A 20364-nucleotide genomic window follows, 5' to 3' on the forward strand; every position below is an offset into this window, starting at 1 on the left:
GTTCTGGGGGTGGGTGGAAAGGCACCGCGCCGAACCCTCTGCACGCACCGAACCACCCCCTCTCCCGCCTGCGGGAGAGGGTTGGGGTGAGGGTGTTCCCGGCCACGCGAGTGGCCATATCAGGAAGCACGCGTGGATGAGGCTGCGCCGTCATCCACCCTACGCCGAACGTACCATCCACGCCGATCCGCCCCCTCTCCCGCCTGCGGGAGAGGGCTGGGGTGAGGGTGCTCCCGGCTGCGCAAGTGGCCCTGCCAGCAATCACGCTGGTACTAAGGTTCCGGTGACCCTGCCTGTTGGGCGAACCAGCCAAGGAAGGCGGCCAGTCGCTGGCGGAATTCGACAGCGCCCGCCTGAGGTCGCAGGGCTTCGGTGTAGAAGAACTCGATTACGACCCCTTGCTCGGGATACAGCCGCAAGGCCCGCGCCCGATGCTCTTCCAGGGTCCAAGGCCAGTCGGTCTCATCAGGCCGACGCAGCGCCAGAAGCGCGCGCAGCAGCCGCCGCGCCGCCTCTCGTTGTAGGCGCAAACGCTCGGCGGGCAGCGTGCACGTGTCCAGGGTGTGCAGATACCCTTCCAGCTCAGGTACCACCGCACCATTCACCGCTTGAGCGATGGCAGCACTCGGCTTGAAAGGGGCAAGACGCCGCGCCAGATCCTCGCCCCATAGCCAGCGACAATGGTGCTTGAGCCAGAACCCCCAACTGAGACGATTGGCGGAGGCCAATGCCTCGGCTCGGCGCCCGAGATCGAAATCGATCTTGCTGACTTCGGGGTAGCCAAGCTCCAGCGTGCGCCGCAGATGCTCCAGTTCAATCACCCTGGTGCTCGGGCAGGCGTCGCTCAGGATCAAGGTGAGATCCAGATCCGACTGGCCCGGTCGGGCACGACCCTCCGCCACGCTGCCATAGACATAGAGCGCGACCAGATGAGTGCCCAGCAAGGATGGCAACTGGTTACGCACGGCGGCCAGCACTGCCTGGTACTCGATCTGGAAGGGCACTTTCGGCAGCTGGCGGATAAAACCCGCCGCATCCAGTCCGTTGTCAGCGGTGTACATCAGAACAACCCCATTTGCTGATCCAGCAGCCGATCGAAGCGGTCGCCGACGAAGGGCAGGATGGCGTCTGCCACCGGGGCCAGCTGGCGCTGCACATAGTGGTCGTAATCCGGCGGCGCATGGGGCAGTTCGAGCGGTTCGGCGCCGGCGGTGGTGATCAGGTAGCTGATCCAGCCGCCGCGGCGAAAGCGGCTGCGGCGGCCCAGCCGGGCGCCTTCCGCCTCCAGCAGGCGCGCCGCGCGGACCTGGGGCGAGAGATTGCTCTGGTACTCATCCAGCGGCCGGCGCAGGCGCTTGCGATAGACCAGCAGGTCGTCGAATTCGCCCGCGCGGGTACGGGCGACGAAGTCGCGCACATAGTCCTGGTGGGGCTCGCCGGTGAAGATGCGCAGGTACAGTTCGCGCTGGAAGCGCTGGGCCAGCGGCGACCAGTCGCTGCGCACCGTCTCCAGCCCCTTGAACACCAGCTCCGGCTGGCCATCGGCACCAGGTCGCAGCCCGGCGTATCTCTTCTTGCTGCCCTCTTCCGCGCCGCGGATGGTGGGCATGAGAAAACGACTGAAGTGGGTCTCGTATTGCAGCTCCAGGTGGCTTTCCAGTCCCAGCTCGGCCTGCAGTTGCTCACGCCAGTGGGCGTTGACCGCCGCCACCAAGTCGCGACCGATGCGCTCGGCCTCGGCCTCTTCGTGAGCGCGCCCGAGCCAGACGAAGGTGGAATCGGTGTCGCCATAGATCACCCGATGGCCACGGGCCTCGATCAGCTCGCGGGTCTGGTGCATCACCGCGTGGCCGCGCAGGGTGATGGACGAGGCCAGGCGGTGATCGAAGAAACGGCAGTGCGGGGTGCCCAGCACGCCATAGAAGCTGTTCATGATGATCTTCAGCGCCTGGGCCAGGGGCGCGTTGCCGGCACGCTTGGCCGCGTCGCGCCCTTCCCAGACCCGCGCCACCATCTCCGGCAGGCAGTGCCGGGTGCGATGGAAACGCGCGCCACGAAAGCCCGGCACCGTCTCGGCCTCGGGTAGCGCCAGGCCCTCCACCAGGCCCACCGGATCGATGAGAAAGGTGCGGATCAGCGAGGGATAGAGGCTCTTGTAGTCCAGCACCAGCACCGAGTCGTAGAGCCCGGGCCGGGAATCCATGACGAAGCCGCCGGGGCTCGCCTCGGGCGGCTGGGCGCCGAGATTGGGCGCGACGAAGCCCTGGCGGTGCATCAGCGGCAGATAGAGGTGGTAGAAGGCGGCGATGGAGGCGCCGTGACGCTCCAGCGGCAGACCGGTGACGCTGGCGCGTTCCAGCAGGAAGCGCAGCAGCCCGGTCTTGGCGAAGATCCGCGTGACCAGTTCGCAATCCACCAGGTTGTAGCGCGCCAGGGCGCTCTTCTCGCCGGCGAACATGCGGTTGATCGAGGCCATGCGGTCGTGGGGATTGTCGATGGCCTTGCCCTCGCCCAGCAGGGTGCGGCTGACGTTCTCCAGGCTGTAGGAGGGAAACACCCAGGTCGCCGACTTAAGCGCCTCCACCCCGTCGATGATCGGCCGTCCGGCCAGCAGGGCGTGGAAGGGCCGGCCCTGGCCACCGGGTTCGTAGCGATCGTCCTCGACGGCGCCACGGCCCAGGTGCAGCGGCACACCCAGCTTGCGCGCGTGCTCATGGAGCACGCGGATGTCGAATTGCAGCACGCTCCAGCCGATGATGACGTCGGGATCGTGGCGCGCCATCCAGGCGTTGAGGCGTTCGAGCAGGGTAGCGCGGTCGGCGACGTATTCCAGGTCGAAGTCCACCACGGCGTCTTCCCCGGTCGGCGGGCCGAGCATGTACACCTGGCGCTGGCCGCAGCCGTGCAGGCCGATGCTGTAGAGCTCGCCGCGCTCGCTGGTCTCGATGTCCAGCGACAGGGTGCGCAGCGAGGGGCGATAGTCGGGATCCGGCCGCAAGGGCGCGCCGTCGGCGGTGGGCAGTGTCACCGGCGCGGTGATGAAGCGCTCCATGAGAAAGCGATCCGCCGGGGCGATGTCCGTCTCGTAGACGTCGATGCCGGCGGCGGGGAGGCGCTGCTCCAGTTCGCGCAGGGTGCGATAGCGCGGCGCATAGAGCCCCAGGACGGGGCGCCGCTGGAAGTCCTGCAGCGCCAGCTCGCGGATCTCCACCCCGGCCGGCAGCAGGCGCTCGATGTCCGCCCGTCGCGCGGCCGGGGCGAAGGCCACCGCCTGCTGCGCCGGCACCCGCAACTGGTGCGGACCGCTGTCGGTGGCGAACCAGAACACCAGCTCCATCCCGGTGGAAGTCTCGCGCCAAAGGCGTGTCAGCAAGAAACCCTGGACGGCGGCCAAAGCGGTGGCGCTCCTCGACATGGATGAAGAGCCCATTCTCGCAAGGCCGGCCGGTACAGGCGACCTCGACGCGCCAGGTGGTCCGCTCGTCGCCCCCGCCGAATGGCCTGTGTCCTGTGGCGATGATCTTGCATCGAATGCCCACACCCGTCGTAGAGCCGACTGTTCGGTTCCTGGGCGCACCCTAGTTTTCAGCTGTCAGGCCGTGTATGAATCCGTTGTCGTCGTCGTTTTCCAGCGCTGTCCCACCCCGCTACAACGCCCAGCAAGCACGGGTGCGCGAGCAGGCGCGTCGCTGGCTGGAGCAGGACGTCCTGGTGCTGGATACCGAGGCGACCGGTCTGGGCGAGGATGCCCAGCTGATCGAGGTGGCGGTCATGACCCTCAGCGGCCGGGTGCTGCTCGATACCCTGGTCCGCCCAGGCATCGCCGTACCCCGCGAGGCAACGCTGATCCACGGCCTGACCGATGCCCACCTGGCCCAGGCGCCACGCTTTCCCGAGGTGTTCGCCACCCTCTGGCCGCTGCTGCGGGGCCGCACCGTGCTGGCCTACGGCATGGCCTTCGACTACCGCCTGCTGGCGCACAATGCCCGCCTCCACGGCCAGGCCCTGCCGCCGGAACTGGAACGGGAGACGCCACCGGTGCAACTGGTGGATGGCACCCGCCTGCACTGCCTGATGCAGCTCTATGCGCACTTCTGGCAGGAGCCCAGTCTGGACAGCCGCAGCCAGGACGGCTGGCGCCGCAAGTCCCTGGCCATGGCCGCCCGCCAGCAAGGCGTCGCCGTGCAGGAAACCCATCGCGCCCTGCCCGATTGCCGACTCAAGGCCGCCCTGGTGCAGGCGCTGGGCGACGAGGCGCCGGCTACCTGGAGCGGACTGCAGGCCCTGGCGGGCTAGCCGAGCGACAAAGTACCGGCAAGCAGACAGGCTAACTCCGCGCGGCTTGCCATACTGGAGTCGTCATCCCGTCCGAGGCCCCGCCATGCAAGCCGTCGTCTACGAAGCCTTTTCCGCGCCACCCCGCCTGTGCACGGTGCCGGACCCCACCCCCGAAGCCCACGGCGTGGTGCTCAGGGTCATGGCCACCGGCGTCTGCCGCAGCGACTGGCACGGCTGGGTCGGCCATGACAGCGACATCAGATTGCCCCATGTGCCGGGCCACGAGCTGGCCGGGGTGGTCGAGGCGGTGGGCAGGGACGTGATCCTCTGGCGCGCCGGCGACAGGGTGACGGTGCCCTTCGTCGGTGGTTGCGGTGCCTGTCCGCAGTGCCATGCCGGTCACCAGCAGGTCTGCGATCACCAGTTCCAGCCCGGCTTCACCCACTGGGGGTCCTTTGCCCAGTACGTCGGCATCCACCAGGCCGATCTCAATCTGGTCGCCCTGCCCGAGCAACTGGACTTCGCCACCGCGGCCAGCCTGGGCTGCCGCTTCGTGACGGCCTTTCGCGCGGTGGTCGATCAGGGCCGGGTCAGCGCCGGCCAGTGGGTCGCGGTGCACGGCTGTGGTGGCGTCGGTCTTTCGGCGATCATGATCGCCCGCGCCCTGGGCGCCCAGGTGGTGGCCATCGACATCACCGCCGACAAGCTGGCGCTGGCGCGTCGGCTTGGCGCGGTGGCGACGATCGATGCCACCCAGGTGGCCAGCGTGCCCGAAGCGGTGCAGGAACTGACCGGCGGCGGTGCGCACGTCTCCCTCGATGCCCTGGGCCACCCCACCACCTGCTGCAATTCCATCGCCTGCCTGCGCAAGCGCGGCAAGCACGTCCAGGTCGGGCTGCTGATGGGTGACCAGGCGACCCCGGCGCTGCCGATGAACCTGGTGATCGCCCGGGAACTGGAAATCCTCGGCAGCCACGGCATGCAGGCCCATCGCTACGACGTGCTGATGGCCATGCTGCGCCAGGGCACCCTGGCGCCGGAGAAGCTGATCGGCCGCGAGATCAGCCTGGCCGAGTCCGGCGCCGCGCTGATGCACATGGACAAGTTCGCAGGCACCGGGGTGACCGTCATCACCCGCTTCGACTAGCCCGGGCTAGTCGGCTTCCGCCGCCTGCAACACCCAGCGCAGGCCCTGCAGGTCCTCGGCGGTCAGGGTCTCGCGCAGGCGGCAGAGGCGATAGTGGACGCGGGTGTTCATGGCTACCCACTCCAGGTCCTGGCGGGTAGGCTGGGCGACGAAGTATTCGCCATAGCGCTCGTCCAGCCCGGCCATGCGGTACTGGCCCTTGAGCGGCAGGTAGATCTGGCCGTTCATCTCCCAGCGACTGGCGCTGCAGCCATGGAAGCGCACCTTGTCGCCAAAGGTGGAGAGCTGGGTGCGGAAGTCGGTGGTGGCGTTGCCGGCACTGGTCTTGAACTGACTGGCGATGACGCTGAAGACGATGCCTTCCGGCGACGGCGCGCCGCGCCATTCGATGACCCGGCGATTGAGCGCCGCGTCGAATCCATCGGTAAAGATACCGGCGGCCTGCGCCGTGAGCGTTGGCAGGGTCAAGGCACCCAGCAACGCCATCATTGTTTTCAAAACGAGCTCCTGGTGATGACCCCGGCGTCTAGCCTGAGGCAGCAGGCCGAGGCGGCAAAGGGCCAGCGTCAGACTTTGGAGACCCGATTGGCTGAAAGGTGCCCCCGCCGGTCCGGATAAGCGGTATCTTTCACAGTCTAGCGACGAGCCCGCCTCGTCCACCCCCTTGAACCGTCGCCGGCGAGGCGTACGGCCCGACCACGAAACGACCGGCCTAGCCGCCGGAGAGCACTGCGAGGATCTATGAGCGCTGCGGACATCGATTGGAAGACCCTCGGTTTCGACTACATCAAGACCGACTTCCGCTATATCGCCACCTATCGCAACGGCAGCTGGGGACCCGGCGAGCTGACTCGCGACAACCAGCTGCACATCAGCGAAGGCTCCACGGCCATCCACTACGGCCAGCAGTGCTTCGAAGGCCTCAAGGCCTATCGCTGCCAGGACGGCTCCATCAACCTATTCCGCCCCGACCGCAACGCCGCGCGCATGCACAAGAGCTGCGCCCGCCTGCTGATGCCGCCGGTCCCCACCGAGATGTTCATCGATGCCTGCCAGCAGGTGGTCAAGGCCAACGAGGCCTGGATCCCGCCGTACGGCACCGGCGGCGCCTTCTATCTGCGCCCCTTCGTCATCGGCGTGGGTGACAACATCGGCGTGCGCACCGCCCCCGAATTCCACTTCGTGGTGTTCGGCATCCCGGTCGGCGCCTACTTCAAGGGCGGCATGACCCCGCACAACTTCGTCATCTCCGGCTATGACCGCGCGGCGCCCCAGGGCACCGGCGCCGCCAAGGTCGGCGGCAACTACGCCGCCAGCCTGATGCCCGGCGCCCAGGCCAAGGCCGAAGGCTTCGCCGACTGCATCTACCTGGACCCCCTGACCCATAGCAAGATCGAGGAAGTCGGCTCGGCCAACTTCTTCGCCATCACCGGTGACGGCAAGTTCGTCACCCCGCGCTCCGAATCAGTGCTGCCGGGCGTGACCCGCATGTCGCTGATGGACCTGGCGCGCGAGCGGCTGAACCTGGAAGTGGTCGAGGGCGACGTCCATATCGACCAGCTCGACCAGTTCGTCGAAGCCGGCGCCTGCGGCACCGCGGCGGTCATCACCCCCATCGGCGGCATCCAGTACGGCGAGAAGCTGCACGTCTTCCACAGCCTGACCGACGTCGGCCCGGTGACGCGCAAGCTGTACGAAGAACTGACCGGTATCCAGACCGGCGACAAGCCCGCGCCGGAGGGTTGGATCGTCAAGGTCTGACTTGAGGGTTGGGTTGGTTTGAAGAAGGCGCCTCAGGGCGCCTTTTTTGTTGGCCGACAGGGTTTGGTAGGTTGGGTTGAGCGGAGCGAAGCCCAACGTTGCGGAGTTTGGCCGAGAGGTCTGGGCTTATCGGTGCCCTAGCCGTTTATCGAGCTTTGCTTGGGCTCTTGTTTCGCCCACCCGGGCGAGTCACTTTTTTCAAACGCGAAAAAAGTAACCAAAAACGCTTGTCCCCACGTTTCGGCCCTCCGCTGCGCTCCGGGTGCCCTCGCTCCGGCGCCGTGGCGGGGGCACGGCACGAAGGGGCCTCCTGCCCCTCGCGCCTTGCTCGGCGTCCTGCCTCGCAACCTCCACAACGACACCGGAACTCGGCCTCACTGACGGGGACGGGGCGCAAGCCTGAGGCTGAGGTGTTTAGATATTCGTAGCGTGGAAAACCGCGCAGCGTTTTCCACTGAGGGAGTAACGCTTAACACGTGGACAAGGCTGCGCCGTTGTCCACCCTACCGGTTTGCACCCAAGGCATCAGGCGCGCGAATCGCCCCGTTCAGGAGGGCGAACGCCAGTGGCGTGGAGTGGGTCGAGCCGCAGGGATGCGGCGAGAGGTCCAGTGGGCCATGGACGGCCCATCTGGACCGACCCCGGAACGGCGCTGGCGTGAGCGGACCCGCAGCGCAGCGGAGAGCCGGATGGTGGGGCAAGCGCTTTTGGTTACTTTTGTCCGGGGCGCGCAGTCGCGACTGACAAAAGTAACTCGCCCGGGTGGGCGAAACAAAAACCTTCAAAACACTCGATAACAAGCTGGGGCGCAGACGAGTACACAGGAGCGTTGGGCTTCGCTGCGCTCAACCCAACCTACAAAAGCACCCCTACACCCCCTCGCGCCGCCGCAGGATGGCGCGGGCGCCGATGAACAGCACCGCCACGCAGATCGCCGCGGCGATCAGCCAGCGCTTCGACACATGATGCTCGGCGAAGAAATCCCGCAGGATTTCGCCCACCGCATAACCGATGCCGGTCATGACGAAGCCCCAGAGCAGCGCGCCGATGATGTTGTAGAACAGGAAGCGTCGCGGGCGTACGCCGCTGGCGCCGATCAGCAGCGGGCCGATCAGGCGGAAGCCGTAGGCGAAGCGGATGCCGATGATCCACAGCGCCTCGTGACGATGGATGCGGCTGCGCAGCCAGTCGATGCGCGCCTGCTGGCGCTTGAAGCGACCGAGGATGCTGTCGCCGTAGCGCCGCCCGAGAAAGAACAGCGTCTGGTCGCCGATGAAGCCGCCCAGGGCCACGCAGACCGCCGTGAGCGGAAACAGCAGGTAGCCGTGGCGCGCGGCGATGCCGGCCAGGATGGCCACGCCGTCGCCTTCGATCAGGGCGCCCAGCACGGCGGCCCCGTAGCCGTAGTTGCTGATGACCTCGCTGTCGATCATGGCGCGTCCCTAGAGACCGAGAATGGTCAGCATGATGAAGGTGCCGAACAGCACGAAGTGGGTCATGCCCTCGATGGCGTTGGTCTCGCCGTCGTTGAGGTTGATGGCGGCGACGATCAGGGTCACGGCCATCATCACCGTCTGCACCGGGGTCATGGCCATCTGGATGGGCTGGCCATTGTACAGGGCGATGGCTTCCACCACCGGCACGGTGAGGATCACGGTGGACAGGCTGGCGCCCAGGGCGATGTTGATCACCGACTGCATGCGATTGGCCATGGCCGCGCGCAGCGCGGTGAGGATCTCGGGGCTGGCGGAGATCACCGCCACCACCAGCGCGGGGACCAGCGCCGGTACGGCCAGGCCTTCCAGACCGGTGTCCAGCGACTTGGACATCACCTCGGCCAGGGCCCCGGTGGCGACGATGCCGACGATCAGCATGGCGATGGAAAGGGTGGCGCTGCTTTCGCCATGGCCCGCAGCGGCCGCCTCGCCCTCGACCGCCGGACGCTTGCGCTTCTTGTCCGGGTAGTTGTAGCTGAAGAAATAGCTGTGCGGGCCGGTCTGCATGCGCAGGAACAGGGTGTAGAGCAGCGCCATGGCGCCGATGGTGAAGAAGGAATAGACGTGCCACTGGGCCGAGGGGATGAATTCCGGCACCAGCATGGAGATGCTCACCGCGGTGATGATCATCACCCCGTAGCTGCGGCTGGAATCGTCGTTGTAGGGCTGTTCGCCGTGCTTGAGGCCACCGAGCAGCGCCGCTAGGCCGATGATGCCGTTCATGTCCAGCATCACCGCGGCATAGATGGTGTCGCGGGCCAGGGTCGGCGAATGATCGTGGCTCATCATGATCGCCAGGATGATCACCTCCACCAGCACGGCGGAGAGGGTCAGGATCATGGTGCCGTAGGGGTCGCCGACCTTTTCCGCCAGCAATTCGGCGTGGTGGGCCACGCGCATGGCCGCGCAGATGATGGCGGCGATCAGACCGCCGGCCGCGATCAGCGCCAGGGTCTGGCCACCGCCGAGCAGGGCGTGTTCGAACACATAGGCCAGCACCGTGGCGCCGATGGCGACCAGCAGCAGGGTTTCGTCTTTGAGAGCGGCGAGCATGGAAAGGGGCGTCCTTGGTTGAGCAATGCCTTGTTACGACCGCCGTAGACGGCAAAACGCTCGCACCGCGCTACACCCCCCGGCCCTGGCCGCCCGCGCTCCCGCCGCGTGGCGGGCCCCTCAGCCCACCCGGGCGCGCGGTACCAGGCGCTTCCACACCGCCTTGGTGCCGGTGGCGCAGGCCTGCCGATAGCCCAGGGCATGGCGCTCCACCAGGAACCAGGACACCACCGCCAGCGGCAGGGTGATGCCGATCGAGAGCAGTACCATAGTCCAGGCCTCGATGCCGGGGATCACCGCCGCCAGGGTCTGCTGCACCGGGAAGGAGTAGATGTAGAGGCCATAGGAATAGTCGCCCACCTCGTTGAAGGCGCGGATGCGCCCGCCCGGGACGAAGGCGAGGTAGAGCAGCACGTAGCCCAGCGTCAGGTTGTAGACCAGGAAGAAGCTGTCACGGTCGGGAGCGGCCACCGCCAGCAGCGCCACGGCGGCGACGAACAGCGCGCGCGACAGGGGGATGTAGCCGCGCAGCACATAGAAGGCGCCGCCGAGAAAGAACATCTGGAACAGCCGCAGCAGGTGCGATTCGCTGGCGAAGAAATAGTAGGCGAACAGCTTGAACAGCGCCGCGCCCGCGGCGAACAGCAGGATGGCGCGCTGGAAGTGCCGGCTGTCCAGGCGCAGCCAGAGCACGGCCAGCCACAGCAGCGCCAGGGCGCCGTACATGCCCACCTCGAAGGGCAGCGTCCACAGCGAGCCATTGACGACGGTCTGCAGCGGATTGCCCTCGAACAGCCCGGGCAGGTCGAATTCGGCGCCGGCGATCAGCCCGGTGTTCTTCAGCAGGTAGAGCCAGGTCTGGCCGTCGCTCAGATAATCCTGCAGCGGCGCCCGGGTCAGCCAGGCACCAAGGCCGAGCACCGTCAGCATCAGCATCACCAGCAGTCCCGGCACCACGCGCAGGGCACGGCCCCAGACGAAGTCGATGATATCGGCGCGGCTGAGCAGACTCTTGGTGACCAGGAAACCGCTGGTGATGAAGAAGATGTCGACGGCGATGTCGCCGAGGGTCATGCCCAGGCTCTCGCGCCCGGGTTCCGCCGTGGCGGTGCCACTGGAGATGGCGAAACTGTGGCTGAAGACCACGGCGAGCGCCGCGATCATGCGAATCAGATTGAGATTGTTGTTCTTGCCGCCAACGTAATCCTGAACGGTCTGCACGGATACCTCACGCCTGGTGTTTGGAGCCATGCGTCCCGATTGTAGTCAGATCCGGACCCAATGCAGGCGTTATGGCCTTTTGCTGGCCCAAAGCGTGGAATGCTGGGAATTTCTGACCGACGAAGCCACCGTACATCGGTCAGGGGGAACCCGGATGCCTGCGGAAAACCCGGCAAAGCGTGCGACAATCGTCCATCTTTTTCCGATTCAAGCGATCCCGAGGCTCCCATGTACGACTGGCTCAACGCCCTGCCCAAGGCCGAACTGCACCTGCACCTGGAAGGCACCCTGGAGCCCGAGCTGCTGTTCAAGCTGGCCGAGCGCCATGGCGTCGCCCTGCCCTGGGGCGATGTCGAAGCCCTGCGCGCCGCCTACAACTTCGGCAACCTGCAGGAATTCCTCGACCTCTATTACGCCGGCGCCGACGTGCTGCGCACCGAGCAGGACTTCTACGACCTGACCTGGGCCTATCTGCTCAAGTGCAAGGAACAGAACGTCATCCACACCGAACCCTTCTTCGATCCCCAGACCCACACCGATCGCGGCATTCCCTTCGAAGTGGTGGTGCGCGGCATTACCCAGGCGCTGAGCGATGGTGAAAAGCAGCTGGGCGTGACCAGCGGGCTGATCCTGAGCTTTCTGCGCCACCTGTCCGAAGACGCCGCCCAGGCCACCCTGGACCAGGCGCTGCCGTTCCGCGACCACTTCGTCGCCGTCGGCCTGGACAGCTCGGAAAAGGGGCATCCGCCGAGCAAGTTCAAGCGCGTCTTCGCCCGTGCCCGTGCCGAAGGCTTTCCGGCAGTGGCCCATGCCGGCGAGGAAGGTCCGCCGGAATACATCTGGGAGGCCCTCGACCAGCTCGGCGTGGTGCGGATCGACCACGGCGTGCGCGCCTTCGAGGACGAGCGCCTGATGGCCCGCCTGGTCGACCAGCAGATCCCGCTCACCGTCTGCCCGCTGTCCAACACCAAGCTCTGCGTGTTCGACGACATGAGCCAGCACACCATCCTCAAGATGCTCGACCGCGGCCTCAAGGTCACCGTCAACTCGGATGACCCGGCCTACTTCGGCGGCTATGTCACCGAGAACTTCATGGCCCTGCACGAAGGCCTGGGCATGACCCAGGAGCAGGCCCGGCGCCTGGCGCAGAACAGCCTCGACGCCCGCCTGGTGAAATGAGCATGAGCCTGACCGCTGCCGAGATTTCCTATTACGAACGCTTCGCCGAGCGCCTGGCCGACGCCGCCGCCGTGGCCATCCAGCCCTACTTCCGCGCCCAGCTGGCGGTGGACGACAAGGGCGACGCCGCCGTCGCCGGGCGTCGCTACGACCCGGTGACCATCGCCGACAAGGCCGCCGAACGGGCCATGCGCGAACTCATCCAGGCCGAGCACCCGGATCACGGCATCCTCGGCGAAGAAGAGGAAAACGTCGCCGGCAGCAGTCCCCTGAGCTGGGTACTCGACCCCATCGACGGCACCCGCGCCTTCATCACCGGCCTGCCGCTGTGGGGCACCCTGGTGGCGCTCAACGACGGCAGCCGCCCGGTGATCGGGGTGATGAACCAGCCCTTCACCGGCGAGCGCTACCTGGGCACCCCGGCCGGCGCCTGGCGCAACGGCGCGGCCCTGCGCACCCGCGCCTGCGCCAACCTGGCCCAGGCCCGGCTGATGTGCACCAGCCGCGACATCTTCGACACCCCCGAACGCCTGGCCGCCTTCGACGCCGTGGCCGCCGAGGTGCAGCTGGCCCGCTTCGGCGGCGACTGCTACGCCTACTGCATGCTCGCCTCGGGCTTCGTCGACGTCATCATCGAAGCGGGCCTGCAGCCCTACGACGTGCAGGCGCTGATCCCCATCATCGAAGGCGCCGGCGGCCGCATGACCGCCTGGGATGGCGGCGATGCCCAGCAGGGCGGCGCCATCCTCGCCTGCGGTGATCCGAAGCTGCATGCGCAGCTGGTGGAACGGTTGCAGCATCTGGCCTGAGGCTTGGCAGGTGGGTCCGTAGGTTGGGTTGAGCGGAGCGAAGCCCAACGCGGCCCCCCGCTCAAACCGGACGCGTTGGGTTTCGACAATGGGCCGTCTCACTCCAACCTAGGCGACTGCAACTTCGTAGGTTGGTCTAAGCGCAGCGAAGCCCAATGTTAGATCTGGCTTATCGGTGCCCTATTTGCTTATCGAGTGCTCGGATGGATTTTGTTTCGCCCCCTCGGGCGACTCACTTTTTTCAAACGCGAAAAAAGTAAGCAAAAACGCTTGCCCCGGACATCCGGCCCTCCGCTGCGCGACGGGTCCGCTCACGCCAGCGCCGCTCCGGGGTCGGCCTACACGGGCCGTCCATGGCCCGTTAGGCCTCTCGCCGCATCCATGCGGCTCGACCCACTCCACGACACTGGCGTTCGCCCTCCTGAACGGGGCGATTCGCCAGCCTGAAAGTGTTAGTTGAAGAGCCATGAACAGCCCGTAGCGTGGACAGCGGCGCAGCCTCGTCCACTGATGACGTCGGTGCTCACCAGTGGAAAACGCTGCGCGGTTTTCCACGCTACAACTTGTGAACACCCAAGCATCAGGCTGGCGTCCCTTCCCCGTCAGTGAGGCCGAGTGCAGGTGTTGCGGAGGGGGTTGCGAGGCCAGGATGCCGAGCGAGGCGCGAGGGGCAGGAGGCCTCTTCGTGCCGTGCCCCTGCCACGGCGCCGGACCGAGGGAGACGTAGCGAAGCGGAGTAACAGCCGCAGGCTGGCCCGAAGGGTGAGCGAAGCGAATCACCCGGAGCGCAGCGAAAGGCCGAAACGTGGGGACAAGCGTTTTTGGTTACTTTTTTGCGGGGCGCGTAGCCGCGTTTGAAAAAAGTAACTCGCCTGAGTGGGCGAAACAAAAAGCTTCAGCAGACTTCGATAAGCAGGCAAAACACCCAAAGCAATCGCGGCCATGGGCCGCTCCTACAGGCCCAATCCAACCCTGTAGCAGCAACTGTATCGGCGGAACACCACGGCCGCGATCGGCCCTCTGTCTTCCATGCCCGCTACCCCCTTAAGCCCCCTCTAAGCCAACTCCCGTATACCGGCAGGATCCCGCCAAGAGTCCCTGCCGTGCTCCCCTCTTCCTCCCCCGCCGCCCCCAGAACCGCACAGCTGGAGCGGGCCTTGCTGCTCGGCTGCCTGGCCGCCTACCTGCTCGCCGGTCTGTTCGGTCGTGGTCTGTGGAAGGCCGACGAGCCCTATTCCTTCGGCATGGTGTGGAATTTCCTCACCACCCCGGACTGGCTGATTCCCCGGGTCGGCACCGCGCCCTTCATGGAAAAGCCGCCGCTGATGTACTGGACCGGCGCCCTGGCCGCGCGGCTGTCCGCGTCCTGGCTGAGTGCGCCCGACGGCGCGCGGCTGGCGGTGCTGGGGTGGATGCTGGTGACCCTGGCCGCGCTCGCCTGGCTGACCGAGCGGCTGCTGCCCGGTCGCCGGCGCGAGGCCGTGCTCGCCCTGCTGGGCATGCTCGGGGTGGTGCAGCACAGTCACCTGCTGATCGCCGACGTGCCCCAGCTGGCCGGCGCCACCCTGGGCCTCGCCGGGCTGGCCGCCCAGTTGCACGACAACCGCCACCCCTGGCGCCATGGCCTGCTGTTCGGCAGCGGCCTGGGTATCGCCTTCATGAGCAAGGGCCTGCTGGTCCCCGGGGTGCTGGGCCTTACCGGACTGCTCTGCGCGCTCTGCTGGCCCCGGCGGCTGATCGAGCCGGAAGGACGGCACTGGCTGCTCGCCGCCGGCCTGGCCGCCCTGCCCTGGTTGCTACTCTGGCCGGCGCTGCTCTGGCACCAGGCGCCGGAGCTGTTCCATACCTGGCTGTGGACCAACAACATCGGCCGCTTCTTCGGCCTGGAAGCGCGCAACAGCGATACCGACGGTCTGGCTTCCAGCCTGGAGGACCTACTGGCGCTGTCCTTTCCCACCGGGCTGATCCTGCTCGGCGCCACGCTCTGGCAACTGTATCGCCGTGGCGGCAGCCCGCTGAAGCGGCTGGGTCGGCATCCGGGACTGGCCACGGTGGTGCTCTATGCACTCGTCTGCCTGGCGGTGCTGCTCAAATCGGCGGTGTTCCGCAGCCTCTATCTGCTGCCGCTGTTTCCGGCTCTGGCGCTGCTGGCGGCGCGGCTGCAGCCACCGCCCGCCATCGCTCGCCTCGGGCGTGATGCCAGCCTGGCATTCTGGACGCCGCTCATCGTCCTGCTGGCGCTGGGCGGTATCGGTCTGGCCCTGGGCTGGGCCTTGCCCTGGCCACAGCTGATCCGCGAGCACTTGCCGATCGCGGAACACCTGGCGCCGAGCCGCCTGGCCTGGGCGGTCGCGCTGCTGGCCCTGGTCGGCTGGGGCATCACCCTGGCGCTGCGCGCACAGCTGGCAGCCGCCAGCGTCTGGTTCGTCGGCCTGACGGTCAGCTGGACCCTGGCCAACAGCCTCTGGCTACCCTGGGTCGATCTGGGCAACAGCTATGCACGGCCCTTCACCGCGCTGCAGCGGATGCTGCCACGGACGGACTGCGTGGCCAGCTACGGCCTGGGCGAATCGGAGCGCTCCATGCTGCAGGTCTACAGCGGCTATCCCCCTCAGGAGCTGAGCGGTCTGCAACAGGTATCCTGCCAGGTGCTGGTGGTGCAGGACGAATGGCACGAAGCCGTGGCGGTACCGCCGGGCTGGCAGTTGCTCTGGCAAGGCGCCCGCCCCGGCAATCTCAAGGAGCGCTTCCGTGCCTTCACGGCGTTACCGAGGGTGCCCTGAGGTGTTGGGCTTCGCTGCGCTCAGCCCAACCTACGGCGGCTCCAACACCCCACGCAGGTTGGGCTAAGACGGCTCCATCGTCGAAGCCCAACACGCATGACCTGGCCTTGGGCACCGTTGGGCTTCGCTGCGCTCAACCCAACCTACGGCAGCTCCAATGCCCACGTAGGTTGGGCTGAGACGGCTCCATCGTCGAAGCCCAACACGCGGGACCTGGCCTTGGGTAGCGTTGGGCTTCGCTGCGCTCAACCCAACCTACGGCGGCTCCAACACCCCACGCAGGTTGGGTTGAGACGGCTCCATCGTCGAAGCCCAACGACCGCGGTCAGAGGCCGCTGCCATCGCCCCAGGCCGTGAGCAGATCCTGGGACTCCATCACCAGCCCCAGGTGCAGGGAGACCATGCTCAGCGCCGCCCGCTCCAGGCTTTCATCGGTTCCCCGCACCAGATCGCGCAGGACGATGACCCGGTAGGTGCGGTTGCTGGCGTCGAAGGCGGTGTTGAGCACGCAGCAGTCGGTGAAGCCGCCGTCCAGCACCACGGTGGTGATGCGCTGGTTGCGCAGCAGGAAGTCCAGGTCGGTGGGATAGAAGGCCGACAGCCGCCGCTTGTTTTCCACCCGCAGATCCTCGGGCAGGACCTCGGTGAGCAGCTCGGTCCAGGGCGAGCCTTCCAGGGCATGGGCGTCGGCATTGGGAATCGGCCCGACGTGCAGCGGAAAGGTCCGTCGCCAGGCCGCAGGAATGCCGCCCAGGTCATCGGCGCCATTGGCGCGCAGCACCGATTTCACATGGACGATACGCACGCCCAGAGCGCGGGCCTGGCGGTGGAAGGCGTCCACTGGCGCTACCAGGTCACGGGCGCGGGGCGCCGGGCAGGGGCACTCCGGCGAGGCGTCCAGGTGGCCGCGGTGCAGGTCGATGGACAGCACCGCCGTGGTGCTCGGGTCCAGGTAATCGGCGAAGTCCGCCCGCGCCAGCAGGCGCGGCTCCTCATAGACGAAAGCACGCAGGTTCATCGACGCTCCTCGCGGACATAGGCTTCGCCCAGGGCGCCGGGCTGGCTCAGGCGATCACGCCCCGCCAGGGCGACCCAGATCATCACGCCCAGGGTGACGGCATAGGGCGCCATCAGGATGAAGTATTGCGACAGCCGCACCCCGGCGGCGGCCAGCTGGGGAATCAGCGCCTCGATGCAGCCGAACAGCAGCGCCCCGGCCAGGGCGCGCCAGGGCGACCAGCGGGCGAAGATCACCAGGGCCACGGCGATCCAGCCACGGCCGCCGGTCATCTCAGCGATCCACAACTTGGTGCTGAGCACCGCGATGTAGCCCCCGGCCAGACCCACCAGGGCCGCGCCGGCAAGGATCGCCAGCAACCGGTAGCCGGCCACCGAGAGACCCGCCGCATCGGCCGCCTGGGGATTCTCACCCACCGCCCGCAGGCGCAGGCCGAGGGTGGTGCGTTCGAGCCAGGCGATCACCGCGAGGAAGATCAGTGGAGTCAGGTAGACCAGCAGGTTCTGCTGGAACAGCCGCCCCACCAGCGGCAGCTCCGACAGCGGCCAGAGCGCCAGCGCCGGCAGGCCGGTCACCGGCTGGTTGGTCCAGCCCCAGAGGGTGCCGAGCAGGCCGGTGAGGCCCTGGCAGAAGAACACCAGGGTCAGGCCGGCGATCACCTGGTTGATGCGCAGCCAGATCACCATGACCGCGAACAGCAGCGAGACCAGCGCCGCCGCGCCCATGGCCGCCAGCAGTGCCAGGCCGGCATTGCCCAAGGTCAGTTGCGCGCCGATGCCGAACAGCGCACCGACCAGCATCAGGCCCTCGGCATGCAGGGCCAGCACTCCGGATCGCTCGGTGAGGATCAGCCCCAGCGCCGCCAGGGCGTAGGGTATAGCGAAGTCGGGGACGTTACCCAGCCAGCTGGCGAGCAGGTTCAAGCGGCACCTCCCTGGCTGCGTCTGAGCCGATGGCGGATGAAGAAATCCGAGGACGCCACGCAGATGACGATCAGCGCCTGGATCAGCTGCACCATGGCGAAGGGGATCTGGTAGAACACCTGCAGGTTGCGCCCGGCGACGAACAGGGTCGCCACCAGGAAGGCCACCACGGCGGCGGCCAGCGGGTTGTTGCGCGCCAGGAAGGCGATCAGGATCCCGGAGAAGCCGTAGCCCTGGTAGAAGGACTGGGTCAGCCGTCCCTCCTGCCCGGCCGCCACCACGAAACCGGCCAGCCCGGCCAGGGCGCCGGAAGCCAGCACCGTGGCGAGGATGGTGGCGCGTACCGGCACGCCGACGGCACCGGCCACGCGCGGATTGGCGTCGACGAATCTCAGGTAGAGCCCGGCCCGGCTCAGGGCGACGAACCACCAGGCCAGGAGCGCCACCAGCAGCGCCAGGGGCACCGCCAGACTCAGCCCGGGCAGCAACTCCGGCAGCCGCTCGAAGGGGCGGAACAGCGGCGAATAGGGAAAGGCGTCGCGCGGGTCCTTCCAGGGACCGAACACCAGGTGCAGCAGGAAGTTGGCGGCGATGTAGTTGAGCATCAGCGAGGCGATGATCTCGTTCACCCCTAGGCGCAGCTTGAGCAGCAAGGGCGCCAGCGCCCAGAGCAGGCCGCCGAGCAGCGCCGCCACCAGCATCAGCGGCAGGCGCAGGGCCTCCGGGCCGATCTCGAACAGCGACACCGCCGTGGCGCCGATGGCCCCCCAGATCATCTGGCCTTCCAGCCCCAGGTTCCAGAAGCGCGCGCGAAAGGCCAGGCAGCCGGCCAGGCCCACCAGGATCACCGGCGCGGCCTGGAACAGCGTGGCCTGCAGACTCTGGGCATCGAACAGGGTGGCGACCACGAATTCGTTGAGCAACTCGCCGGCCGGTACTCCGGCCAGCACCAGGATGGCGGCGGACAGGCCCAGGCCCAGCAGCAGCGCCAGACCGAGAATCAGCGCCTGCCAGGGCCAGGCCAGTTGCTGGCGGATCTCCAGGGTGTAGCGCCGGCTGAACAGCGGTTGCCGTGGCCGCGGGCTATCGACCTCGGCCAGGGGAGCACTCAGGGGTTCAAGCATGATTCACCATGGCATGGCCGATCGCCTGGCGATCGGCGGGTCGCTGAAATTCGGCGACGAGGCGTCCGGCGCTCATCACCCCGATGCGATCGGCGAGGGCGAGCACCTCGTCCAAGTCTTCGCTGATCAGCAATACCGCGGCGCCGGCCTCACGGGCGGCCAGCAACCGTGCCTGCACCTCGGCACCGGCGCGCACGTCCAGGCCACGGCTGGGACTGTGGGCCAGCACCAGGCGCGGTTCGCGGCCGAATTCCCGGGCGATCACCAGCTTCTGGGCGTTGCCGCCGGAGAGCAGCGCCGCCTTCTGCCGCACCGAGCGCACGCCCTGGACATCGAATTGCGCCACCGCCGCCTGGGTCGCCGCTTCCTGGGCACTGCGATTCAGGCGGGCGAAGCCACCGAAGCGACCGCTGTGCACCGCGCCGATGGCGAAGTTGTCGGCCACCGATAGGGAGCCGGCCAAGGCACTGCCATAGCGGTCGGCGGGAATGGCGGCGATGCGCAAGTCGCGGCGCCCGGCACTGGCCGTCGTGCCGAGCGCGCCAAAGCCCTCCAGCCGCACCTCGCCTTCGTAGGGCTGCGGCAGGCCCATCAGCACATCGGCCAGTTCGCCCTGGCCGTTGCCGCCGACCCCGGCGATGCCATAGATCTCGCCGGCGCGCAGCTCCAGGTCGATACCGTCCAGCGCGCGCCGCCCGCCGCGTTCCGGGGTGCGCAGGCCGCGTACCGTCAGCAGCGGTGCCCCGGCGGCATGTCGTGGAGAATCGGCGAGCGGCTGGGCATCGCCGACGGTGAGGCGCACCAGTTCGTCCACCGACACCTCGGCGGGGTCCAGGCTGCGCAGGGTGCGGCCGCCGCGCATCACCGTGAGGCGATCGGCGTAGGTCAGGGCGTCCTGCATGCGGTGGGTCACCAGCACCACCGCCGCGCCCTCCGCCGCCAGGGCGCGCAGGGTCTGCAACAGGCGCTCGCCTTCGCCATCGGTGAGCACCGCGGTGGGTTCGTCGAGGATGAGGATGCGCGCCCCGGCCAGCAGCACCTTGAGGATTTCCACCCGTTGCTGTTCGGCGATGGACAGCTCCGCCACCCGCTGCTCCGGGCGGATGGCGAAGCCCAGGGCGGCGGCCTGCTGGCGAATACGCTCGCTGATCTCGGTCAGGCGCCGGCTATGGCTACCCTCCCCCGCCGGCAGGCCGAGCAGGACGTTCTCCGCCACGCTGAAGGGTCGCACCAGCTTGAAGTGCTGGTGGACCATGCCGATGTGCAAGCGGGCGGCGTCGGCCGGACCGCGCAGCCGCACCGGGTTGTCGTCCACCAGGAGCTCACCGGTCTCCGGTGCATAGAGGCCGGCGGCGATGTTCATCAGCGTCGACTTGCCTGCGCCGTTCTCGCCGAGCAGCGCATGCACCTCGCCCCAGCGCACCAGGAAATCCGCCTGCTGCAGCGCCTGGAAGCCATCGAAGGTCTTGCCGACGCCGCGCAGTTGCAGGGCGTTGTGTCTTTTCATGCTGGTCGGCCTTTGTCCAAGGATCGCCTCCGTGGAAAACGCTGTGCGGTTTTCCACCCTACCCA

At 67.5% G+C, this 20364-nt stretch carries 17 protein-coding genes; 6 read left to right on the plus strand and 11 right to left on the minus strand.

The annotated features are described in order from the left end of the window. Positions 1-272: 272 nt before the first annotated feature. Positions 273-1061: a nucleotidyltransferase domain-containing protein gene (locus tag FHR73_RS18335; RefSeq protein WP_183633140.1), complete on the minus strand. Its 789-nt coding sequence runs from the start codon at positions 1059-1061 to the stop codon at positions 273-275. Further along, positions 1061-3394, minus strand: coding sequence for a DNA polymerase II (locus tag FHR73_RS18340; protein WP_183633142.1), 2334 nt, complete (start codon positions 3392-3394; stop codon positions 1061-1063). The genes FHR73_RS18335 and FHR73_RS18340 overlap by 1 nt, the downstream gene beginning before the upstream one ends. A 209-nt stretch (positions 3395-3603) precedes the next feature. Between FHR73_RS18340 and FHR73_RS18345 the strand changes: the two genes are divergently transcribed. Continuing rightward, entirely contained in the window at positions 3604-4296 is a 693-nt protein-coding gene (locus tag FHR73_RS18345; RefSeq protein ID WP_221191604.1) for a 3'-5' exonuclease, read from the plus strand. Positions 4297-4381: 85 nt separating this feature from the next. Then, positions 4382-5425 (plus strand): zinc-dependent alcohol dehydrogenase family protein, encoded by a 1044-nt coding sequence (locus FHR73_RS18350; RefSeq protein ID WP_183633144.1) that lies wholly within the window; start codon positions 4382-4384, stop codon positions 5423-5425. Positions 5426-5431: 6 nt separating this feature from the next. Here FHR73_RS18350 and FHR73_RS18355 read toward each other — a convergent pair whose 3' ends face one another. After that, the gene (locus FHR73_RS18355; protein ID WP_183633146.1) at positions 5432-5923 is read right to left on the minus strand and encodes a hypothetical protein; all 492 of its coding nucleotides are present in this window, start codon (positions 5921-5923) and stop codon (positions 5432-5434) included. Between the two features lie 243 nt (positions 5924-6166). On the opposite strand from FHR73_RS18355, the gene FHR73_RS18360 reads away from it, so the two are divergent. Beyond that, on the plus strand, positions 6167-7186 hold the full coding sequence (locus FHR73_RS18360; protein WP_183633148.1) for a branched-chain amino acid aminotransferase: 1020 nt from the start codon (positions 6167-6169) through the stop codon (positions 7184-7186). A gap of 869 nt (positions 7187-8055) precedes the next feature. Here FHR73_RS18360 and FHR73_RS18365 read toward each other — a convergent pair. The 3 genes from FHR73_RS18365 to FHR73_RS18375 all read right to left on the minus strand — a co-directional run bounded on the left by FHR73_RS18365 (position 8056) and on the right by FHR73_RS18375 (position 10956). After that, complete coding sequence (locus FHR73_RS18365) at positions 8056-8619, minus strand: DedA family protein (protein WP_027600931.1); 564 nt, start codon at positions 8617-8619, stop codon at positions 8056-8058. 9 nt (positions 8620-8628) lie between these two features. Then, on the minus strand, positions 8629-9735 hold the full coding sequence (locus FHR73_RS18370; protein WP_183633150.1) for a calcium:proton antiporter: 1107 nt from the start codon (positions 9733-9735) through the stop codon (positions 8629-8631). 120 nt (positions 9736-9855) lie between these two features. Beyond that, positions 9856-10956, minus strand: coding sequence for an acyltransferase (locus FHR73_RS18375; RefSeq protein ID WP_311630407.1), 1101 nt, complete (start codon positions 10954-10956; stop codon positions 9856-9858). 228 nt (positions 10957-11184) lie between these two features. On the opposite strand from FHR73_RS18375, the gene FHR73_RS18380 reads away from it, so the two are divergent. Together FHR73_RS18380 and hisN are read left to right on the plus strand one after the other, a co-directional pair. Beyond that, a complete protein-coding gene (locus FHR73_RS18380; protein WP_145249925.1) occupies positions 11185-12135 on the plus strand; it encodes an adenosine deaminase in 951 nt (316 codons plus the stop codon). A gap of 2 nt (positions 12136-12137) precedes the next feature. Further along, complete coding sequence (gene hisN / locus FHR73_RS18385) at positions 12138-12944, plus strand: histidinol-phosphatase (protein ID WP_183633154.1); 807 nt, start codon at positions 12138-12140, stop codon at positions 12942-12944. 776 nt (positions 12945-13720) lie between these two features. Here hisN and FHR73_RS18390 read toward each other — a convergent pair. After that, positions 13721-13888 carry a hypothetical protein gene (locus FHR73_RS18390; protein WP_183633156.1) on the minus strand — a complete coding sequence of 56 codons (168 nt, stop codon included), beginning with the start codon at positions 13886-13888 and terminating at the stop codon, positions 13721-13723. 159 nt (positions 13889-14047) lie between these two features. Here FHR73_RS18390 and FHR73_RS18395 point away from each other — a divergent pair, with 159 nt between their 5' ends. Next, on the plus strand, positions 14048-15727 hold the full coding sequence (locus FHR73_RS18395) for a glycosyltransferase family 39 protein (RefSeq protein ID WP_183633158.1): 1680 nt from the start codon (positions 14048-14050) through the stop codon (positions 15725-15727). 325 nt (positions 15728-16052) lie between these two features. Here FHR73_RS18395 and FHR73_RS18400 read toward each other — a convergent pair whose 3' ends face one another. Genes FHR73_RS18400 through FHR73_RS18415 form a run of 4 tightly spaced genes read right to left on the minus strand, consistent with a single transcriptional unit; the run spans position 16053 to position 20299 of the window. Continuing rightward, a complete protein-coding gene (locus FHR73_RS18400) occupies positions 16053-16745 on the minus strand; it encodes a cysteine hydrolase family protein (RefSeq protein WP_221191605.1) in 693 nt (230 codons plus the stop codon). Continuing rightward, positions 16742-17668: an ABC transporter permease gene (locus FHR73_RS18405; RefSeq protein ID WP_183633159.1), complete on the minus strand. Its 927-nt coding sequence runs from the start codon at positions 17666-17668 to the stop codon at positions 16742-16744. Before FHR73_RS18405 ends, FHR73_RS18400 begins: the two co-directional genes overlap by 4 nt. Further along, positions 17665-18792 (minus strand): ABC transporter permease, encoded by a 1128-nt coding sequence (locus tag FHR73_RS18410; RefSeq protein WP_183633161.1) that lies wholly within the window; start codon positions 18790-18792, stop codon positions 17665-17667. The genes FHR73_RS18405 and FHR73_RS18410 overlap by 4 nt, the downstream gene beginning before the upstream one ends. Beyond that, the gene (locus FHR73_RS18415) at positions 18785-20299 is read right to left on the minus strand and encodes an ABC transporter ATP-binding protein (protein ID WP_183633163.1); all 1515 of its coding nucleotides are present in this window, start codon (positions 20297-20299) and stop codon (positions 18785-18787) included. Before FHR73_RS18415 ends, FHR73_RS18410 begins: the two co-directional genes overlap by 8 nt. Between the last annotated feature and the right edge of the window lie 65 nt (positions 20300-20364).

Origin of the sequence: Pseudomonas sp. AS2.8 (genome assembly GCF_014190935.1) — a bacterium.
Lineage (GTDB): Bacteria > Pseudomonadota > Gammaproteobacteria > Pseudomonadales > Pseudomonadaceae > Chryseomonas.

What these genes read in the sequence shown, in the direction of transcription:
- FHR73_RS18380 (WP_145249925.1), top strand. Translation starts at nt 11,185, where the DNA reads ATGTACGACTGGCTCAACGCCCTGCCCAAGGCCGAACTGCACCTGCAC.
- FHR73_RS18400 (WP_221191605.1), bottom strand. Translation starts at nt 16,745, where the DNA reads ATGAACCTGCGTGCTTTCGTCTATGAGGAGCCGCGCCTGCTGGCGCGG.
- FHR73_RS18390 (WP_183633156.1), bottom strand. Translation starts at nt 13,888, where the DNA reads ATGGCCGCGATTGCTTTGGGTGTTTTGCCTGCTTATCGAAGTCTGCTG.
- FHR73_RS18370 (WP_183633150.1), bottom strand. Translation starts at nt 9,735, where the DNA reads ATGCTCGCCGCTCTCAAAGACGAAACCCTGCTGCTGGTCGCCATCGGC.
- FHR73_RS18360 (WP_183633148.1), top strand. Translation starts at nt 6,167, where the DNA reads ATGAGCGCTGCGGACATCGATTGGAAGACCCTCGGTTTCGACTACATC.
- FHR73_RS18345 (WP_221191604.1), top strand. Translation starts at nt 3,604, where the DNA reads ATGAATCCGTTGTCGTCGTCGTTTTCCAGCGCTGTCCCACCCCGCTAC.
- FHR73_RS18350 (WP_183633144.1), top strand. Translation starts at nt 4,382, where the DNA reads ATGCAAGCCGTCGTCTACGAAGCCTTTTCCGCGCCACCCCGCCTGTGC.
- FHR73_RS18335 (WP_183633140.1), bottom strand. Translation starts at nt 1,061, where the DNA reads ATGTACACCGCTGACAACGGACTGGATGCGGCGGGTTTTATCCGCCAG.
- hisN (WP_183633154.1), top strand. Translation starts at nt 12,138, where the DNA reads ATGAGCCTGACCGCTGCCGAGATTTCCTATTACGAACGCTTCGCCGAG.
- FHR73_RS18415 (WP_183633163.1), bottom strand. Translation starts at nt 20,299, where the DNA reads ATGAAAAGACACAACGCCCTGCAACTGCGCGGCGTCGGCAAGACCTTC.
- FHR73_RS18365 (WP_027600931.1), bottom strand. Translation starts at nt 8,619, where the DNA reads ATGATCGACAGCGAGGTCATCAGCAACTACGGCTACGGGGCCGCCGTG.
- FHR73_RS18410 (WP_183633161.1), bottom strand. Translation starts at nt 18,792, where the DNA reads ATGCTTGAACCCCTGAGTGCTCCCCTGGCCGAGGTCGATAGCCCGCGG.